Annotated in this window: 16 protein-coding genes; all 16 read left to right on the top strand. The window is 37.2% G+C overall.

The annotated features are described in order from the left end of the window. Positions 1 to 204: 204 nt before the first annotated feature. The 16 genes from DER71_RS09515 (at position 205) to sdaAA (ending at position 18260) form a co-directional block, all read left to right on the top strand. On the top strand, positions 205 to 2337 hold the full coding sequence (locus DER71_RS09515) for a phosphodiester glycosidase family protein (protein WP_158531753.1): 2133 nt from the start codon (positions 205 to 207) through the stop codon (positions 2335 to 2337). 22 nt (positions 2338 to 2359) lie between these two features. After that, a complete protein-coding gene (locus DER71_RS09510; RefSeq protein WP_114458590.1) occupies positions 2360 to 2887 on the top strand; it encodes a hypothetical protein in 528 nt (175 codons plus the stop codon). 17 nt (positions 2888 to 2904) lie between these two features. Then, positions 2905 to 3915 (top strand): bifunctional heptose 7-phosphate kinase/heptose 1-phosphate adenyltransferase, encoded by a 1011-nt coding sequence (locus tag DER71_RS09505; protein WP_114458589.1) that lies wholly within the window; start codon positions 2905 to 2907, stop codon positions 3913 to 3915. Next, a complete protein-coding gene (gene rfaE2, locus DER71_RS09500) occupies positions 3905 to 4381 on the top strand; it encodes a D-glycero-beta-D-manno-heptose 1-phosphate adenylyltransferase (protein ID WP_114458588.1) in 477 nt (158 codons plus the stop codon). Before DER71_RS09505 ends, rfaE2 begins: the two co-directional genes overlap by 11 nt. A 129-nt stretch (positions 4382 to 4510) precedes the next feature. Continuing rightward, positions 4511 to 5137: an RNA polymerase sporulation sigma factor SigH gene (gene sigH, locus DER71_RS09495; RefSeq protein WP_114458587.1), complete on the top strand. Its 627-nt coding sequence runs from the start codon at positions 4511 to 4513 to the stop codon at positions 5135 to 5137. A gap of 2 nt (positions 5138 to 5139) precedes the next feature. Then, complete coding sequence (locus tag DER71_RS09490) at positions 5140 to 5886, top strand: ComF family protein (protein ID WP_114458586.1); 747 nt, start codon at positions 5140 to 5142, stop codon at positions 5884 to 5886. Positions 5887 to 5990: 104 nt separating this feature from the next. Further along, positions 5991 to 6569 carry a ribosome hibernation-promoting factor, HPF/YfiA family gene (gene hpf, locus DER71_RS09485; protein ID WP_114458585.1) on the top strand — a complete coding sequence of 193 codons (579 nt, stop codon included), beginning with the start codon at positions 5991 to 5993 and terminating at the stop codon, positions 6567 to 6569. Positions 6570 to 6787: 218 nt separating this feature from the next. Then, on the top strand, positions 6788 to 9346 hold the full coding sequence (secA, locus tag DER71_RS09480) for a preprotein translocase subunit SecA (RefSeq protein WP_114458584.1): 2559 nt from the start codon (positions 6788 to 6790) through the stop codon (positions 9344 to 9346). Positions 9347 to 9350: 4 nt separating this feature from the next. After that, positions 9351 to 10473, top strand: a protein-coding gene (gene prfB / locus DER71_RS09475; protein ID WP_233487036.1) for a peptide chain release factor 2 whose coding sequence is annotated in 2 segments (ribosomal slippage) — positions 9351 to 9419 and positions 9421 to 10473 — 1122 coding nt in all. Because the reading frame shifts where the segments join, the coding sequence is not laid out codon by codon here. Positions 10474 to 10475: 2 nt separating this feature from the next. Beyond that, positions 10476 to 12440 (top strand): DUF5693 family protein, encoded by a 1965-nt coding sequence (locus tag DER71_RS09470; protein WP_114458582.1) that lies wholly within the window; start codon positions 10476 to 10478, stop codon positions 12438 to 12440. A gap of 5 nt (positions 12441 to 12445) precedes the next feature. Then, positions 12446 to 13522 carry a polysaccharide pyruvyl transferase CsaB gene (gene csaB / locus DER71_RS09465; protein WP_114458581.1) on the top strand — a complete coding sequence of 359 codons (1077 nt, stop codon included), beginning with the start codon at positions 12446 to 12448 and terminating at the stop codon, positions 13520 to 13522. Next, the gene (locus DER71_RS09460) at positions 13519 to 14274 is read left to right on the top strand and encodes a WecB/TagA/CpsF family glycosyltransferase (RefSeq protein ID WP_114458580.1); all 756 of its coding nucleotides are present in this window, start codon (positions 13519 to 13521) and stop codon (positions 14272 to 14274) included. Before csaB ends, DER71_RS09460 begins: the two co-directional genes overlap by 4 nt. A 23-nt stretch (positions 14275 to 14297) precedes the next feature. Beyond that, a complete protein-coding gene (locus DER71_RS09455) occupies positions 14298 to 15143 on the top strand; it encodes a YitT family protein (protein ID WP_114458602.1) in 846 nt (281 codons plus the stop codon). A 157-nt stretch (positions 15144 to 15300) separates the two neighbouring features. Continuing rightward, positions 15301 to 16479 (top strand): S41 family peptidase, encoded by a 1179-nt coding sequence (locus DER71_RS09450; RefSeq protein ID WP_114474587.1) that lies wholly within the window; start codon positions 15301 to 15303, stop codon positions 16477 to 16479. Between the two features lie 213 nt (positions 16480 to 16692). Continuing rightward, positions 16693 to 17349, top strand: coding sequence for an L-serine ammonia-lyase, iron-sulfur-dependent subunit beta (sdaAB, locus tag DER71_RS09445; RefSeq protein ID WP_114458578.1), 657 nt, complete (start codon positions 16693 to 16695; stop codon positions 17347 to 17349). A gap of 41 nt (positions 17350 to 17390) precedes the next feature. Next, on the top strand, positions 17391 to 18260 hold the full coding sequence (gene sdaAA, locus DER71_RS09440; protein WP_114458577.1) for an L-serine ammonia-lyase, iron-sulfur-dependent, subunit alpha: 870 nt from the start codon (positions 17391 to 17393) through the stop codon (positions 18258 to 18260). Positions 18261 to 18554: the final 294 nt, after the last annotated feature.

Below are 18554 nucleotides of genomic sequence, written 5' to 3'. Positions count from 1 at the left end.
CAGATTTATCGTAAAATAATTTAGGAAAAATTTTTTCTAATTTTTTAAATTAAGCTGCTAAATAGGATGAGGCAGGAATTTTGAAGTTTTTAAACCAAATAACAAAAATTTTTCAAAATTCAGGCAGGAAATAAGATATTAAGATAAAATATATTGATATAGAAGAAATTGTGCCTCATTTCTCAAAAATAGGAGATGAATGTTTTGAATAAAAGAAATTTTTCATTAAGATATGGTCTTATTATTATATTCCTGATTGCAGTTTTTATGCAGGATTTTTTGACTATACCGGCAGCTGCAGAGGAGTTTTTTTCACGTGGAATAAGAGATTTTATTGAGGCAGAAAGAAAAATATACATACCAGTTTTTAGTACATCTTCCAAAATTGAAATTGAAGTTTTAGAAGATAGTTTTCTAAAAGATTCATATACAGGAGAAAAAATATATCAGCTTGACAAAGAAAAGTTGTTTTTTGTAAGTAGAAGAAATATCTCACAGCAAAAACCTTACTGCTCTATACAGGTTTTTGCTTCTTCCGACAAAAACAAAGCAGAAAAAATGAAAAATAAACTTTATGAACAGGGATATAATGATGTTCATATAAATAATGAAGGAAACTTATATAAAATTATGGTCGGCAGATATTCCAGTAAGCAGTCTGCTGCTCCAGATGTGCAAAAACTTAAAAAAGATGGATGGCAGGTCTGGCTCAAACAGTTTTCGCAGTTGGATGTAAATAAAAATATGAGTGGAATACTAGATAATAGAGCTGCTTTATATACTGCCAGAGGAAATAGAATAAAAACCGATGAGCGGCTTAATATCTCCGGTATCTTCAATGTTAATGGCATTTCTCTAAAAGGAGATTTTCAGTTTAGAACTTTAAATTCAGGTGTGCTGATGTTATATGAACTGGATATAGAATACCTTACAGCTCATTTCCTGCAGCTTAATATGGCTAAAAATGCTCCTGGTGAGGCTCTCAAAGCACAGTCAATTATCTATAGAAGTTATGTTCTTCATATGATTGCTAGTCAGGGATCACTGCTGGAAAATATAAAAGAGTTTAGAGATGGTTCTATTGTGGAAGAATTTCTTTCTGCAGCTGAATCTACAAAAGGTATTATACTGACCAAAAACGGCAGCTTATATACTAATGAAGACTACGGGAGAAAAAGAAATGTTATGAGGCCCAAAGCAGGTATAGTACCACTTGCACAGGCAGATTTTTCTTATAAGGAGATAATAGAACACTATTATCCTGATGCTGAATTTAAGGATATCCGAAAGATAGTTGATACAGAGGTTAAGTTTACAGCAAATGTAACCTCAGGTTTAAAGTTCAGGGAGATCAGACAGATGACATGGTATGGCCCGCGTATTATAACTGCTGTTGAAATGAATCTTAAAAACCAGAATCTAAAAATAAAGCCGGTGCTGGCCCGTGGTGTAGTTGCAGGCAGGGAAGATCTGGCCGATATTGTGAAAGAAAAAGGTGCTCTTGCTGGAGTCAATGGAGGTTATTTTCATTATTCCGGACGTCCATTGGGACTGCTGTACCTGGATGGTGAGCTTATAAGTGAACCTATCAGCAGCAGAACCGCTGTTCTCTTCAATAAAGATGGAGAAGCATCTATTTCTCAGGTAGAGTGGGAGGGGAATGCTGTATTTGCTGACGGCCGAAAAATTAAACTCAGCGGGATCAACAGAGAACCAAAGGCTGAAGAAGCTGTAATTTATAATAATTACTATGATGACAGAGTTCCCCCTCTAAAAAAAGGAATGATCGATATAGTAATTAGAAAAGGTAAAATTATCGGTTTGGAAAAAGAGGAGGGAAGCAAAAATCTTATTCCACCAGATGGTTTTGTACTGAGAATTGATAAAAAATTTGTAGGACTTGATAGTATATTGTATAATATAATTGGTATTGATATAAAATTAAACCATAAATTTTCACCGGATTTTGAGGAGAACAATATTGTTCATGCACTTGCCGGTGGACCACGCCTTTTAAAAAATGGTGAAATAGATATTACCGGTTCTGAAGAAAAATTTCAGAATGATATTCTGCTGGGAAGAGCTCCCAGAACTGCACTCGGGGTAAATTCTAAAAATCAGCTTATGCTGGTGACTGTAGATGGCAGACAGCCAGATTTTAGTATTGGTATGACACTTGAGGAAATGGCAGATCTTTTGAAGTGGCTTGGTGCAGAAGATGCTGTGAACCTTGATGGAGGCGGTTCTGCCAGAATGGTAATCCGGGGATTTACTATGAATAACCCCAATGAGAAAAGATTAATAAGTAACGGGCTTCTGATAGATAAATATAGATAAATAAAAATAGGGAGAGATATTAATGCTCAAAAAAAGACATATTGTTTTATTAACTATAATTCTGCTTTTGATGTTTTCAATTGTGGGAAAAGCTGCAGATCTTCGGGCTGTGGAATATACGGTTTCTGGAGATTCTTCAGATATAGATATACTTCAGCTTGATGCTGATTTTGGAATGAATAATGGAAATACCGCTGGTTTTACTCTGGGATATGATGGCGATGATTTTCATGCTGGCTGTTTATTTGGTTTAAATGCTGTGATGAGGCAAACCTATAGAATTGATGCCCACCTTCTTTTTACAGATGAAGCCGATGGAATAGATTTTGGCAAAGCGATCGGTGTTTCTGCCAGCACACTTTATTCAGGCAACAATTTTTTTTGGGAAACCTATTATTTTATAGATGAAGATCTGGATAACCATGCATATTACCGGGGAGGAATGTCTGTTCCGATGACCCGCAGGAGCAGTTTTATTATCGGACTGGGAAACCTCTACTGGGATCTTGATGAAGATGTAGTTAATCTGGGACTTGAAGTTAAACTTTAGGAGGAATTTATAGTAAAATGTCAGATTTTGATACAGAAATACTGATAAAATATATTAAATCTTTTTCTCAGCAGGAGATTATGGTAATTGGTGATCTTATAGCTGACAAATTTATTATTGGAGATCCGGAGCGGCTTTCCAGGGAGGCTCCGGTGCTTATATTGAGGCAGAAAAATGAAAAGATTCTTCCGGGTGGTGGTGCCAATGCTGCTAGCAATATTTCCAGCCTTGGTGGTGGCGTTAATTTAATTGGAGTTATAGGCAGTGATCTAATCGGAAAAGCTCTAAAAAAAGAACTTCAAAATCGGAACATAAAGACAGATGGTGTTCTTCAGGACAAAAAAAGACCCACTGCAGAAAAAACCAGAATTCTTGCCGGTGGAGACCAGGTGGTAAGACAGCAGGTTGTACGTATAGATCACCTTGTGACTGATCCGATTTCAGGAAAACTTTCTGAAAAGATATATAGATATGTAGAAAATAATATAAATTCGGTTAATGGAATTTTGTTTTCTGATTATGGTAATGGACTTTTCAGTAGTGAACTGACACAGAGGCTGATCAATCTGGGAGAACAAAATCAGGTTATGACGGCAGTTGACAGCCGCTACAATTTATCTGGATTTAAAGGAGCAAGTATTGCTACTCCCAATCTGGAAGAAGCTTCTGCAGCCTGTGGTAAAGTTCTCAAATCACAGGCTGAGGTAGAAGGAGCAGGTTTAAAGCTGCGCGATAAACTTGAGCTTAAATATCTGCTGATTACACAAGGAGGAGAAGGGATGACCCTGTTCTCTCCTGGAGATGAAATTTTTCATATACCGGCAGCTAATTTTACAGAAGTTTTTGATGTAACTGGAGCCGGAGATACCGTTGTAGGCACTCTTATTCTGGCCCTTGCTTCTGGAGCAGAGGTGAAGGAGGCTGTTAATATTGCTAATACTGCAGCCGGTATTGTGGTGCGAAAAAGTGGAGTGGCAGTTGTTACTCCGGAAGAATTGATAAAGGAAGTGGTTAAGGGTGTCAGCTGAAATTTTAACAAGAGATGAACTAAAAGAAAAAGCAGATAAATTAAAAGCAGAGGGAGTACTGCTTGTTTTTACAAATGGTTGTTTTGATATTCTTCATGTTGGTCATATAAGATATCTTAAAAAAGCGGCCTCACTTGGAGATAAGCTTATACTGGCAGTTAACAGTGACAGTTCAGTAAAAAAGCTTAAAGGCAGTAATCGTCCTTATGTACCAGGAGCAGAACGTATGGAAATATTATCTGCTCTTGATATGATAGATTTTCTTGTACCATTTTCGGAAGTGGACTGCAGGAGTCTTCTGGAAGATGTGAAACCACAGATTTATGTAAAAGGCGGTGACTACAGGCTGGAAGATTTGCCTGAAGCAGAGACTGTCTATGAATATGGGGGGAAGATAGTTTTTATTAAAGAGGTAAAAGGCAGATCAACAACAGAACTGGTTAAAAAGATTAGGCAGACTAAATGATGAGAAATATTGATCTACAGATTATTTTAATTTTAATTTTGTTCCTAATTGGTGCGACAGTGCTGGATCTGGGCATCAGCTTCCAGGCCCTGATGAAAATCTTTAATTGAACGGATGGGGGGGATTTTATTGTTTAGTGAGAAGGGAGAGGAAGAGATTATCGAGATGGCCCAGACTGGAAATAATTTTGCTATTGAATATCTTATAGATCAGAATATGGATATAGTATATGCAAAAGCTAAATTTTTTTTTATAAAAGGTCTGGATCGAGAGGATGTTGTACAGGAAGGACGAGTTGGCCTCTACAAGGCCATAAGAGATTTCCGCAGAGAAAAAGGAGCTTCTTTTCGCGGCTTTTCTCAGCTCTGTGTACACAGACAGTTGATATCTGCCATAAAAAAAGCAAATAGACAGAAACATGTTCCCCTAAATTCTTCTGCATCACTTGATAAAACTCTTGATTATGGCAATGAAAATGGCAGAAATTTTAATGAAATTCTGCCTGATAAAGGTGAAAATTTGGAAAGGAAATTTATCTGTCAGGAAATTTTAACTCTAATTATGCATGATTTAGAGAAAGAACTGACAGACCTTGAGTGGGATGTTTTTATGTCTTACCTGGAAAGCAAATCATATCAGGAGATATCGGAAGAATTAGATGTTAGTGTTAAAACAGTTGACAATGCTCTGCAGAGGGCAAGAAAAAAGATAGATGATTTAAAAGAAAATTACAACTTGAGAGATCTGGTGGGATAAAATTGAAAGTAAAAAAAACACTTCTGGACATTATATATCCGGAAAAACCTGTCTGTTTAGCCTGTGGTCGCCGCTATGATTCTTCTGAAATTTCCGGTATCTGCAGCCGCTGTCTTTCCAGAATTACGTTTATCACTGAACCCTGTCCTTTATGCGGTAGACAGGTAATTCCAAGTTCTTTATTTGCGGGCGATTTATGTCCAGAATGTCAGGAAAAAATGCCGGATTTCGATGCTGCCCGCAGCAGCTTCAGCTATCTCGGTTATGGTCGTGAACTGCTGCTTAAATTTAAATATGGACACAGACCTGATCTTGCTTCACCAATGGTGGAGATTCTTTTTCTCTATTTCAAGGAATATTTTTCTAAATATAATATTGATTATATAATGGCAATTCCCATGCACGAAGAGAGAGAGGAGATACGCGGCTATAATCAGGCAGCACTGCTGGCTGAACTGCTGGCCGAAAAGACAGGAATAGAATATAGGGATATTCTGCTTAGAACTAAAAACAGCATTCCGCTTTTTTCACTTACTAGGGAAGCCAGAGAGATGGAACTTAAAGATGTATTTAGCTTAAAGAAAAATATAAATTTTAGAGAATTTTCTAAAAAAAATATTTTAATAATTGATGACATTCTAACCACAGGTACTACAGCATCCAAGACAGCTGCACTTATTAAAAACAGGCTGGATTCCAATAAAATTTTTGTACTGACAGCAGCTTCAGTTCCGGTAGAGATATATTAACAGTATTTGTATATTACAATTTTCAATATTTTATTAATCCAGCAGGAATCAGAGTAATTATATAGAATAAATATATTATAATAGATGTGAGAGGAGTGAGCTTCATGAAAATAATGACTTACGGAAAGAACATCGATGTTACCCCTTCTTTAAAAGAGCACGCAGAAGAGAAGGTGAGAAAGCTTGACAAGTATTTTAATGGGGAGCCGATGGAAGTTCAGATCTCCATGGAGGTAGAAAGGGAAAGACATATAGTTGAGGTTACAGCTTATGTTAAGGGCCTCATACTGCGGGGAGAAGAAGCAACAGGTGATATGTATGCTTCTATTGATGGTGTGGTCGACAAATTAGAAAGACAGCTTAGAAAGTATAAAACTAAGATTCATGATAGATACATTGAGCGCAAACAGGAATTTAAAGAGGAGTATAAAGAAGAGCGCAAAGAGCAGATACTTAACAATAAACTTGAAGAGGAAGAAATAGAAACAGATGTATTTGAGCCTAAAATTGTGCGGACCAAGCAATTTGCAATGAAGCCGATGAATGTAGAAGAAGCCTGTATGCAGATGGATCTTCTCGGACATGACTTTTTTGTTTTCTATAATGCGGAAACAGAAGAAACCAATGTTGTTTATAAAAGGAAAGACGGCAACTATGGATTAATAGAACCCATTTTTGGCTAAATAAAATTTTATTAAATACAAATACAAGCCCTGGTAGAAGTTTCTAATTAAAAGAACTTCTGTCAGGGTTTTTTGTTTTTCTTTTTTGTACCTGGTACGTTTCACGCTTTACCTGACAGGGTATAAATGATATAATTATTTTGATTGTAAAGAATCTACTGATATGCAGGAAATTTAAGGATGATTTTAATAAAATATTACAAACAGGAGGATGTTAGATGTTTGAATTCCTCAAGAAAATTTTTAAGGATCCAAATGAAAAAGAACTGGAAAAATTAGAACCTATTGTTGATGAAATAAATAATTTAGAACCGGCAATGAAGAGATTAAGTGATTCAGAGTTGAAGTCAAAGACAGAAGAATTTAAAAATAGGTATGCTGATGGAGAAAGTCTTGATGAACTACTGGTAGAAGCATTTGCAGTTGTTCGTGAAGCAGCACAGCGTTCTACTGAAGAAGGTTTTCGTCATTTTGATGTACAGCTTATGGGTGGTATAGTTCTTCATCAGGGGAAAATTGCAGAGATGAAAACAGGTGAAGGTAAAACACTGGCAGCAACACTGCCTGTTTATCTTAATGCTCTAACCGGTAAAGGTGTTCATGTTGTAACAGTTAATGATTATTTGGCTGAGAGGGACAGTGAGTGGATGGGCCAGATATATCGATTTTTAGGACTGTCGGTTGGAGTTATCTTAAGTGGAATGCCACCTGCTGAAAGGCGCAAAGCATATAACTGTGATATAACTTATGGTACAAATAATGAATTTGGTTTTGATTATCTGCGTGATAATATGGCCTATAAAGAAGAAGATCTGGTACAGAGAGAATATCACTATGCTATTTTAGATGAGGTTGACAGTATTTTAATCGATGAGGCAAGAACTCCGCTAATAATTTCTGGACCTGTACAGGAGTCAAGCAGTGATTACAAAAAGTTTAATCGAGTTATTCCCCACCTCAAAGAAGATAAGCATTATGAGCTGGACGAAAAAAATAAACTTGTCACACTTACAGAAGAAGGGATAAAAGAGGCTGAGAAAAAGCTGGGAATAGAAAATCTCTATGCTGAAGAAAATTTCAAGCTCAACCATCAGCTGAATCAGGCACTAAAAGCTCACACTTTAATGAAAAAAGATAGAGATTATATAGTTAAAGATGGAACAGTCAAGATTGTAGATGAGTTTACCGGCCGGGTGATGGAAGGCCGCCGCTACAGTGAAGGACTGCATCAGGCTATAGAGGCTAAAGAAGGTGTGCAGGTACAGAAGGGGAGTCAGACTTTTGCCAAGATTACACTGCAGAACTATTTCCGTATGTATAATAAGCTGGCAGGTATGACAGGTACTGCTGCAACAGAAGAGGAAGAATTCAAAAAGATTTATGGTATGTCTGTTGTTGTAATACCTACAAATGAACCCATGATAAGGGAGGATAAATCAGACCTTGTTTTTACAAACATTGAAGCCAAGATAAATGCTGTTATAAATGAGATCGAAAGACTTTACAAAAAGGGCCAGCCGGTGCTGGTTGGAACAATAGACATAGAAAAATCTGAATTATTAAGTAGGCTTTTGAAAAAGAGGAATATACCCCACAATGTTTTAAATGCAAAAAACCATGAGAGAGAGGCAGATATAATAAAAGATGCCGGGCAGAAAAGGAGTGTTACAATAGCCACAAATATGGCCGGTCGAGGTACTGATATTGTCCTTGGTGATGGAGTAAAAGAGCTGGGAGGTCTGCATGTATTAGGTACTGAACGACATGAAAGTCGAAGAATAGACAATCAGCTCAGGGGACGCTCGGGACGTCAGGGCGATCCCGGTTCATCACAATTTTATGTTTCATTAGAAGATGATCTGCTGCGCCTGTTTGGTTCTGATAAAATAAACGGGATACTGGATAAATTAGGTGTGGATGAGGACCAGCCGATAGAGCATAAAATTATTTCCAACTCTCTGGAAAGAGCACAGCAGAAGGTGGAATCCCGCAACTTTGATATTAGAAAAGCGATTCTGGAATATGATGATATTCTAAACAAGCAGAGAGAGGTTATTTATGAACAGCGCCGCGAACTGCTCAAAACAGATCAGCTGATAGAAAAAATTGAAGGAATGTTAGAAAAACTGCTGGATGATATTCTGGAAATGTTCATGCCTGATGATATCCATCCAGAAGACTGGGATCTTGATGGAATGCTGGAATATCTAAAAGGTATGGGTATTGCAGGTGAGCTGAAAAAAGAAGAATTTAAAAATAAGGAAAAAGAAGAAATAGCAGAAATAATTTTCGTTAAAGCACTCAGCAAATTTCAAAAAAAGAGGGACAAAATTGGTCCGAAGAGATTTGACAGTATAATTAAATTCCTGTCCCTTAGAGTAATTGATAGAAAATGGATGTCACATCTTAATAATATGGATGAACTTCGCCAGGGTATTGGACTTAGGGCTTATGGTCAGAAAGATCCGCTGACAGAATATAAATTTGAATCATTTGACATGTTCAATGAGCTGACAGCTTCCATAAGAGAAGATATAATAAAAACATCGTTCCAGGTAGAAGTTAAAGACAAAAAAGCAGAAATGCAGCAGAAGATAAGGCAGAAGCAGCTCAATTATTCTTCAGCTGAAAATGTTCTTTCTAGAGGAAACAAAAAATCCAGCACCAGTGACGGCAGTATAGGTGAAAACACAGTTGTCAAAGGTGAAGAACCGGGCAGAAATGATCCCTGCCCCTGTGGGAGTGGAAAAAAATACAAAAAATGCTGTGGGAGATGATAAAATGGCAGTGAATTATGAAAATAAATATGAAGAACTAAAAGATAGATTTAATGAATTGAGTGATTTACTTTGACACGTCTTCACTAAAGAAAGAAAAAAAAGAAATAGAGAAAGAAATGGCAGCCTCCGATTTTTGGGATAATAAGAAAAATGCCCGCAAAAAATCACAGCGGCTGGACAAGATAAAAAAGAGGCTTAAAGTGATGAAAGAACTGGAAGAAAAGTTTGAGGAAGCTGAGGTATTTATGGAGCTCAGTGATGAGATGAATTCTGGATCTGTTTCTAGTGATCTAAAAAACACCTTTAAAGCTTTAGAAAAAACAATAGATAATCTAGAATTACAGCTGAGGTTAAATGGTCAGTATGATGACCATAATGCCATCCTCTCAATTCACCCTGGGGCTGGAGGTACAGAATCACAGGATTGGGCAGAAATGCTGCTCAGAATGTATACCCGCTGGGCAGAAGGTAATGGCTATGAAGTAAAGACTCTGGATTTTACTGGCGGAGATGAAGCCGGTATTAAGAGTGTAACCCTGCTGATTTCTGGTGATTATGCATATGGATATCTTAAAGGGGAAAAAGGTGTTCACCGTCTGGTAAGGATTTCTCCTTTTGATTCATCTGGCCGGAGGCATACTTCTTTTGCCTCAGTAGATGTAATACCGGAAATTGATGATGATGTAGAAGTTGATATTAATGAAAATGATTTAAAGATAGATACTTATCGAGCCAGTGGAGCAGGTGGACAGCATGTTAATAAGACAGATTCGGCTGTAAGGATAACACATCTGCCTACAGGTGTAGTTGTACAGTGTCAGAATGAAAGGTCACAACATAAAAATAAATCTGTGGCAATGAAAATTTTAACTTCAAAACTAATTGAACTAAAAGAGGAAGCACAGGCAGAAAAAATAGAGGAATTAAGTGGTGAGCATAAGGAAATTGCCTGGGGCAGTCAGATAAGGTCCTATGTTTTTCACCCCTATAATATGATAAAAGATCACAGAACCGGACATGAAGAGGGAAACACACAGAAAGTTATGGATGGATATCTGGATGAATTTATAGAATCCTATTTAAAATATGCAAGCATAAATTCTGCCGATAGAAAAGGTGAATAAACTTGAAAAAAGTACTGATGCTAATTATTATAATTAGTTTAATAGGAGCCGGTATATCTCTTGCTGAAAGAGTGGAAAAAATTGATAGAGCTGATAATGTAGAAATAATTATTGATGGAGATGGATTAATTGAACTGGCAGCACAGGAACCTGAGCTTGAGATAGAAAAGCTTAAAGAAAATGGAGTCACTGGAGTCGCGGTTTATCAGCAGAGTATAAAAGATCTTAAAAAAAATGGAAAAATAGTTCGTATAGAACCAGCAGAGCTTATGCTTTTAGATAAAGACAGGCTGAGTTTTTTTGAATCTGCAGGTGTTGCAGCTGGAGATCTGGATGATGGAGCAGTTTTTGCTGTTTTTTCACAAAACCTCAGGCAGAACCTTCATCAGCTGGCAGATCATTTAAAGAAACAGTATAATGCCCGGCTGATTGAGGGGGAAAACCTGAGCTTTCTTTTTTTCCCGCAGTGGCATGATAAACTGTTGAACCTTAATCTTTCTTATAATGGTAGTCTCTATAAATCAGCAAAAAACAGCAGTTTAAAAGTAGCCTTAAGAAGTGCAAATGATTTAAATTCTCAGGCAGTACTTGAAAATAATCTGAAGCATTTATCTCCTGAACTGATAATTTTTGATGGTGAAGAAATAACAGGTTATCCCGACAGCCTGGACAGAACAGCAGAGCTCTTAAAAGAACATTCCATTACTTTTGGATATATTGAGGCTTTTATTGCAGCTCAGGATGGGGCAAAAAATATTGCCTCTGCTGTAGATTATAATTTGCTCAGAGTTCACAGCATGCAGCAGGAAGAGGTTGAACAGACATCTATCTCTGTAATAGTGGACAGATATTTAAGAGCAGTTAGAGAAAGAAATGTGAAGATAATATATTTTAAACCATATTTAAAAGGAAATAATCTTCTAAATAAAAACTACAGCCTGCTTTCAGCTTTAAAAACAGACTTAAACAATGCAGGCTATACAGTAGGAAATGCAGAAGCAGCACCAATTTTTTCCGCTTCCCTGTTCAGTTTTCTGGCTGTTTTTGCTGGGACAGCTGCAGGTGGAGTAATTCTGCTAAACTACCTGCTGGAAAATGCAGTTGGTGATAAATTTAGAAAGTGGTTAAATTTAGCTGCTGCTGGTGTGGCCGCAGCTGGACTTATTTTTTTATTATTAATAAATAAGGAGATTTTTTTGAGACAGCTTACAGCTCTTGCTGCTGCAGTAATTTTCCCGTCACTGGCTGTAATAGCTTTTCTTCTCGGCGGCAGTGATATAGTTAAAAATGAAAAAAAAGAATCAATAGTTAAACTTATATTAAAATATACAGCGGCAGTTTTGACCGCACTTACAGGTGGAATTTTTGTTTCGGCTTCACTAAATAGCACTCCATTTATTTTAAAAATTCTGCAGTTCCGTGGTGTAAAATTTTCTTTTCTGCTGCCGTTAATAATAATTTCATTTTATTATTTTTTAACATTGGGAAATGAAGATTTGAAAAAAAGATTAATTTTTCTTATGGAAGCAGAGATAAGAGTTAAGCATTTGATTGCAGCCGGAATACTTGCTTTTATAGCTGTTATATATATAGGCAGAACAGGTAATTTTCCACTGCTGCCTGTACCAGCCTGGGAAAAAACACTCAGGTCACTGCTGGAGGGAGTGCTGTATGTACGGCCCCGCTTTAAGGAATTTTTGATTGGACACCCTATTTTTGTATTATCTCTGTGGCTGTCAGCTAAATACAGAAAAAGAATTTATTTTTATCCTGTGCTGATGCTTGCTTCTGTTGGAATGATAACAGCTGCAAATACTTTTTCACATCTTCACACACCTGTTATTATTTCACTAATTAGGACATTTCATTCATACTGGCTGGGGCTTGTTTTAGGAATGATACTGATTGTTATTTATCAGTTTGCTGTATTTTTGTATGAAAAATATTTTTCGGCTGAACAGAGGTGAGCAGCTTGTCTAAAATTCTTATTTCAGGGTATTACGGTTTTGATAATTTGGGAGATGAGGCTGTTCTGGCCGGAATTATAAAACTTTTTAAAGAAATAAATTCTGAAATTGATATAACCGTACTCTCTGCTGATCCTGAAGTTACTAAAAAAAGATATAATGTAGATGCGGCAGGCAGAACTTCACTGCTCAATATAATTTCTGAGCTGGCAGAAGCCGATCTTTTTGTCACTGGTGGTGGAAGTTTAATTCAGGATGTAACTGGCCACCTTTCTATTTTTTATTACCTTGGACTTATCTGGCTGGCTAAACTGCAGGGAACAAAAGTATCATTTTACGCACAGGGCGTAGGTCCTTTAAACAGAAAGATAAACCGCATAATAACAGGAATTACACTTAAAAATATTGATCATATCGGAGTTAGAGACCGCGGGTCAGCCGAGCTTCTCAGCCGTATTGGACTAAAAGGAAAAGATGTAAAACTCACCGCTGATCCGGCTTTTGCTCTTTATAATGAAAAGGATGTGGTCAAAAGAAAGCTGCACAGCAGGACTAATGTGGGGATTTCTGTACGCCCATGGCAGGCTGGTTATATTGAAGAACTGGGGGCAGGGATGAGCAAATTTGCTCAAAAATACAGCTGTGATTTTAAGATATATCCTTTTCATAGAGGTGTTGACGAAAGACCTTCAAAAAAATTGAAAACTATTCTTGACAGAACCACAGGAAGTGATGTTATTATAGAAGAGCTTGCAGAAGATCCACTTCAGGCAGTTAAACAGCTTAAAGATAATGATTTGTTCTTAGGAGTGAGACTGCACAGCCTTATTTTTGCATTATTAAATCAGATACCATTTCTTGCTGTCAGCTATGATCCCAAAATAGATGGGCTGGTTTCGGAAATTGAATTTCTCAATACACTTGATATTGGATCTCTGCACAGAGATGATATTTATGCAGAATTAGAATATCTGCTGGAAAACCGCTATGATTTTAGAAAGAGGTTAAAAAATATCTGTCTTGCGAAAAAAGCTGAAGTGTGTAGTTTTGCAGAAAGTGCACTTAAGGAGGCCAGGCTGTGAGAGAGCTGGTGGAGATACTGGGAATAAAAATCGATAGGGTAAATATGCAGGAAGCGGTAGAAAAGGTGGAAATTTTGCTAAAAAAAGATGCTGGACCTGCTGAAAAACCGGCATATATTGTGACTCCTAATTCAGAAATGATAGTTATGTCAGTAGATGATAAAGAACTGACATCTATTTTAAATTCTGCCTATTTGAGCACACCGGATGGTGCAGGTGTAGTTCTGGCAGCTAAAATAATGGGTACTCCACTTATAGAAAGGGTGGCAGGTTTTGATCTTTTGAGCAGATTGATTGAAGAATTTGCAGAAAAAGAATACAGCTTTTATTTTTTGGGAAGCAGGCCTGGTGTTGTAGATAAGGCTGTAGTAAAGCTGAAGCGGGATTATCCGCAGCTTAATATAGCCGGTTATCACCACGGATATCTGGATAGAGAGCTGCAGGAAAAGGTTATTTCGGAAATTAATAAAAAAAATGTCGATCTACTTCTGGTGGGTATGGGGGTACCTCTGCAGGAAAGATTTATAGGTAAAAATATAGAAAATTTAAATGTTGGGGCAGCTATGACAGTTGGAGGGAGTTTTGATGTAATTGCAGGTGAGGTAAATAGGGCTCCACTGTGGATGCAGAAGGTGGGGCTGGAGTGGTTTTACAGGCTGCTTCAGGAACCATCCAGATTTGGTAGGATGCTTGCTCTGCCCAGATTTATACTTCTTGTTTTAAGAGAAAGATTTTTAGGCAGGAGAACCTAATTTTGCTGTTCGGAGGTGTTTTGATGAAAAAAAGGATTATACTTGATTACATAGGTATTACAGTTGGTTCATTTTTGATGGCCCTGGCTTTAACGGTTTTTCTGGTTCCAAATAAGATTGCAGCAGGTGGGGTAAGTGGTTTATCCACCGTTATTTTTTATTTAACAGGTTTTCCGATAGGTATTATGATGCTTATATTTAATGTGCCGATTTTTTTGACCGGTATTAAAATAATGGGTATGTCATTTGGACTAAGAACCATTTATGGGATTGTTATATTATCAATATTTACAGATCTGCTGCAGCTGTATATGACATCTCTAACAAATGATCTGCTCCTTGCCTCAATCTATGGTGGTGTACTTGGGGGTATCGGACTCGGGCTTGTCTTCAGGTCAAGAGGAACAACAGGTGGGACAGATATGGTTGCAGCTCTGATTAATTATTATACAGGCATCAGTGTTGGACAGGGCCTGCTTTTGGCTGATGGTTTTGTTGTCACCCTGGCTGGAATTTTTTTCAATCTGGAAGCTGCACTTTATGCAGCAATCACAATATTTATCACTTCTAAAACAATAGATGTTATTCAGGAAGGTTTAAATATCAAAAAAGAGGCACTTATAATATCTAAAAAAGCTGATCAGATAAACAAAAGACTAGTTGATGAGCTGAATCGCGGTGTAACAAAGTTTGAAGCGAGAGGTGGCTATACAGATGAAAAAAAACAGGTGCTGCTCTGTGTAATATCCCGCTCTGAACTGACTGAATTAAAAGCAGTTGTAGCAGAGGTGGATCCAGAAGCATTTGTAGCAATTAATAATGTAAATGAAGTTCTCGGGGAAGGTTTTGCAGATATTGCACATGTCTGATACAGTTAAAAATCTGCAAATATGTTTATAATTATTTTAGATAGAGCAAAATTATTTCAAAATAGATTAAATTTTTCATAATAGAGTAAAAATGGAGTAAAATTGAGCAGAAAAAGTATTACAGGTAAGATAAAATTTGAAAGCAGGTGAAAAGAGTATGAAGAAGAAAATTTTAGTATTATTGTTAGCCTCTCTTTTAATTTTTACTGCAGTTATCACAGGAACTGCACAGGATACGGATGATTATGATAAGACAAATGCCTTTCAGGATGTAATTTTTCTTATAAAAAACTATTATGTAGAAGATGTAGAGCTTGATACACTTCTTGAAGGTGCTATAGATGGGATGCTGAACAAAGTTGACCGTTTTTCCTACTATATGGATGCTGAAGAATATGAAGAAATGCAGATAGAGTATGAAGGACATTATGGTGGGGTTGGTATTGTAATTACAACCAGGGATAATAAGCTGACAGTGGTTTCCCCTATTAAAGGAACTCCGGGTGAGAGAGCCGGACTGCGGGCAGGAGATATAATAACTACAATTGATGGGGTGAAAACTGGAGAGATTTCTCAGATGAAAGCTGTTGACCTTATGCGCGGTGAACCGGGAACAGATGTTGTGCTGACAGTAGAGAGGTCAGATATGGATCAGGAGCTGGAAGTTAAGATTACCAGAGAGGATATTGAAGTTCCATATGTTGAAAGTGAGATGAAGAGCGAAAATATTGGCTACATAAGTCTGGCCCAGTTTGTCGAAAATGTAGGTACTGATATTGAAACAGAGCTGAATAAATTAAAGGAACAGGGTGCTGAAGGGGTTATACTAGATTTGCGAAATAATCCGGGTGGACTTCTCAGTGAAGCTGTTAATGTAGTTAGCAACTTTATCTCTGAAGGACAGGTCGTTTCTATAAGGCAGAGGGGTAATATAGAAAGAGTATTAAATGTAAATAAAGAATTTAAAGCAGATACAGAAATACCTGTTATAGTTCTTATTAATAAGGGTTCTGCAAGTGCTTCCGAAATAGTCGCTGGTGCTATAAAAGACTATGGAAGAGGTAAGCTGATGGGAACTACAACTTTTGGTAAAGGTGTAGTACAGTCAGTGGTTCCTCTTGCAGATGGATCTGCAGTAAGTATTACAACAGCCAGATATTATACTCCTGATGGAAATTATATTCATGAAAAAGGAATAAAACCGGATATAGAGGTTGAGCTGGATGCAGAAGCTGCTCAAAATGGAGAAGATAACCAGCTGAATAAGGCTGTAGATATGATGAAATCATTTATAATCACAGATGAGGTGCAGCGTAAAAAGGCGGCTGGAGAATAGAATAATAATTTCTATATTATGTTTAAAAAACAGCTGATATAAGGTTATATAAGCAAGAACACCATCAATCTTTTCTTTGGGTTCAAAGTCAACATAAAAAAATCTGGATAAAAAAATATACTGAAAGAATAAAATTCATAAGAGGTGTAAGCAGGAAATTAGGTAATTTTCGAGAATTATTTTACGTAACGATATTGATGATGGGAGGGAAAAATGAGTATTTTTGAAGTAATGGGGCCGATTATGATTGGTCCTTCAAGCTCACATACAGCAGGTGCTGCTAAACTGGGAAGAATGGCCCGGCTGCTGTTTGCTGACAAAATAGAAAAAGTTGTTGTTAACCTTCATGGCTCATTTGCCAATACTGCTGGTGGTCATGGAACTGACCGAGCAGTTATTGGTGGACTGCTGGGATTTCTTCCAGATGATGAAAGGATACGTACATCTTTTAAAATTGCTGAAGAAGAAGGGATGGATTTTGAATTTAAGGAAGTTAACCTGCGGGATGTTCATCCCAATACATTAATGCTGGAACTTTATGCAGGAGAAAAAAATCTCAGTATTACCGGTTCTTCTATTGGTGGAGGTAGAATTGTAATTACTAAAATAAATCAAAATGATGTTAATCTTACCGGCAGAATGCCTACACTTTGGATTCTGCACCGTGACAGACCAGGAGAAGTAGGAAAAATAACATCTACCCTCGGCTATCACAGTATTAATATAGCTTTTATGCAGGTCTATCGGAATAAAAAGGGAGATATAGGATCCTGTATTATAGAACTGGATCAGGTTCCGGACAGTGATGTTATTACAAGTCTAGAAAAAATGGAAAATGTGCTTCAGGTTAGATATCTACCGTCACTTTAAATTATACCGATATTTTAAATTCAGCATTGGAAGGTGAGATAATGCAGTATTCAACAATTGATGAACTGCTAAAAGTGGCAGAGAAAAATAATATTTCTATTTCAGAAGTAGTAATTCAGGTGGAAGTGGAAGAAAGTGAGCTTCCCAGAGAAGAAGTTGTAGCAAAGATGAAAGAAAGCCTTGTCGTAATGAGAGATGCGATAGAAAAAGGCAGAAATAGTAGGATTAAATCTTCAGGTGGACTTGTTGGTGAAGAAGCACTGAAGATGGCAGAATATAGTAAAGATAAGCCGGAGAGGCTTTTTATGGCTGCAATAACTGATGCTCTTGCTGTGGCAGAAGTTAATGCTGGTATGGGTAAAATAGTGGCAGGACCAACTGCAGGTGCAAGTGGGATAGTTCCAGCTGTCGTTGTTTCCGTTGGAGAAAAATTAAATTTGAGTGATTTAGATATGGTAAAAGGACTTTTTACAGCAGCTGGACTGGGTGATGTTGTTTCTCACACAGCTACACTTGCCGGTGCAGCGGGTGGATGTCAGGCAGAATGTGGTGTTGGTTCTGCAATGGCTGCAGGTGCAGCAGTAGAACTGATGGGAGGCAGTCCGGAGATGGCTGTTAATGCTTTTGCACTTGCACTTAAAAATTTATTGGGACTTGTCTGTGACCCTGTAGCCGGACTTGTTGAAGTTCCCTGTGTAAAGAGAAATGGTTTTGCGGCTTCACATGCACTGACAGCTGCTTTGATGGCACTTTCGGGAATAAAGAGTGTTATCCCACCAGATGAAGTAATACTGGCAATGACAGATGTGGGAAGTCAGATGCCTAGTACACTGCGAGAAACTGCCAAAGGTGGTCTGGCCATTACTCCAACAGGTCGAGAAATAAAAAACAAACTGGAAAATAAGGAGTAAAATTCATATTATATAATTATTGCAGTGCAGAAAGTCGATTTTTGGTATCATATTAATTTGAAAAGCTTGTTATGATAGGGATTATATTAATTTAAAAATTTAATTTATGATGATGTGTCAACAAAAAGAGTATTTTCGGTACATTAGGCATTTTTCATTAATCAATCTTAATGAGTTATAGACGCAAATACCCTTTTTGTTAGGAGTTTCCCCAAAATTTATTTTCAAGCTGCAAAAAGGGGGCTTTAGTCATCAACGAAATTTTTAGATTTATCTAAAACTCAATTCGGGTGT

The organism is Halanaerobium sp. DL-01, from assembly GCF_003338615.1.
Taxonomy (GTDB): Bacteria; Bacillota; Halanaerobiia; order Halanaerobiales; family Halanaerobiaceae; genus QPJE01.
This window is presented reverse-complemented; position numbering and strand designations above follow the sequence as displayed.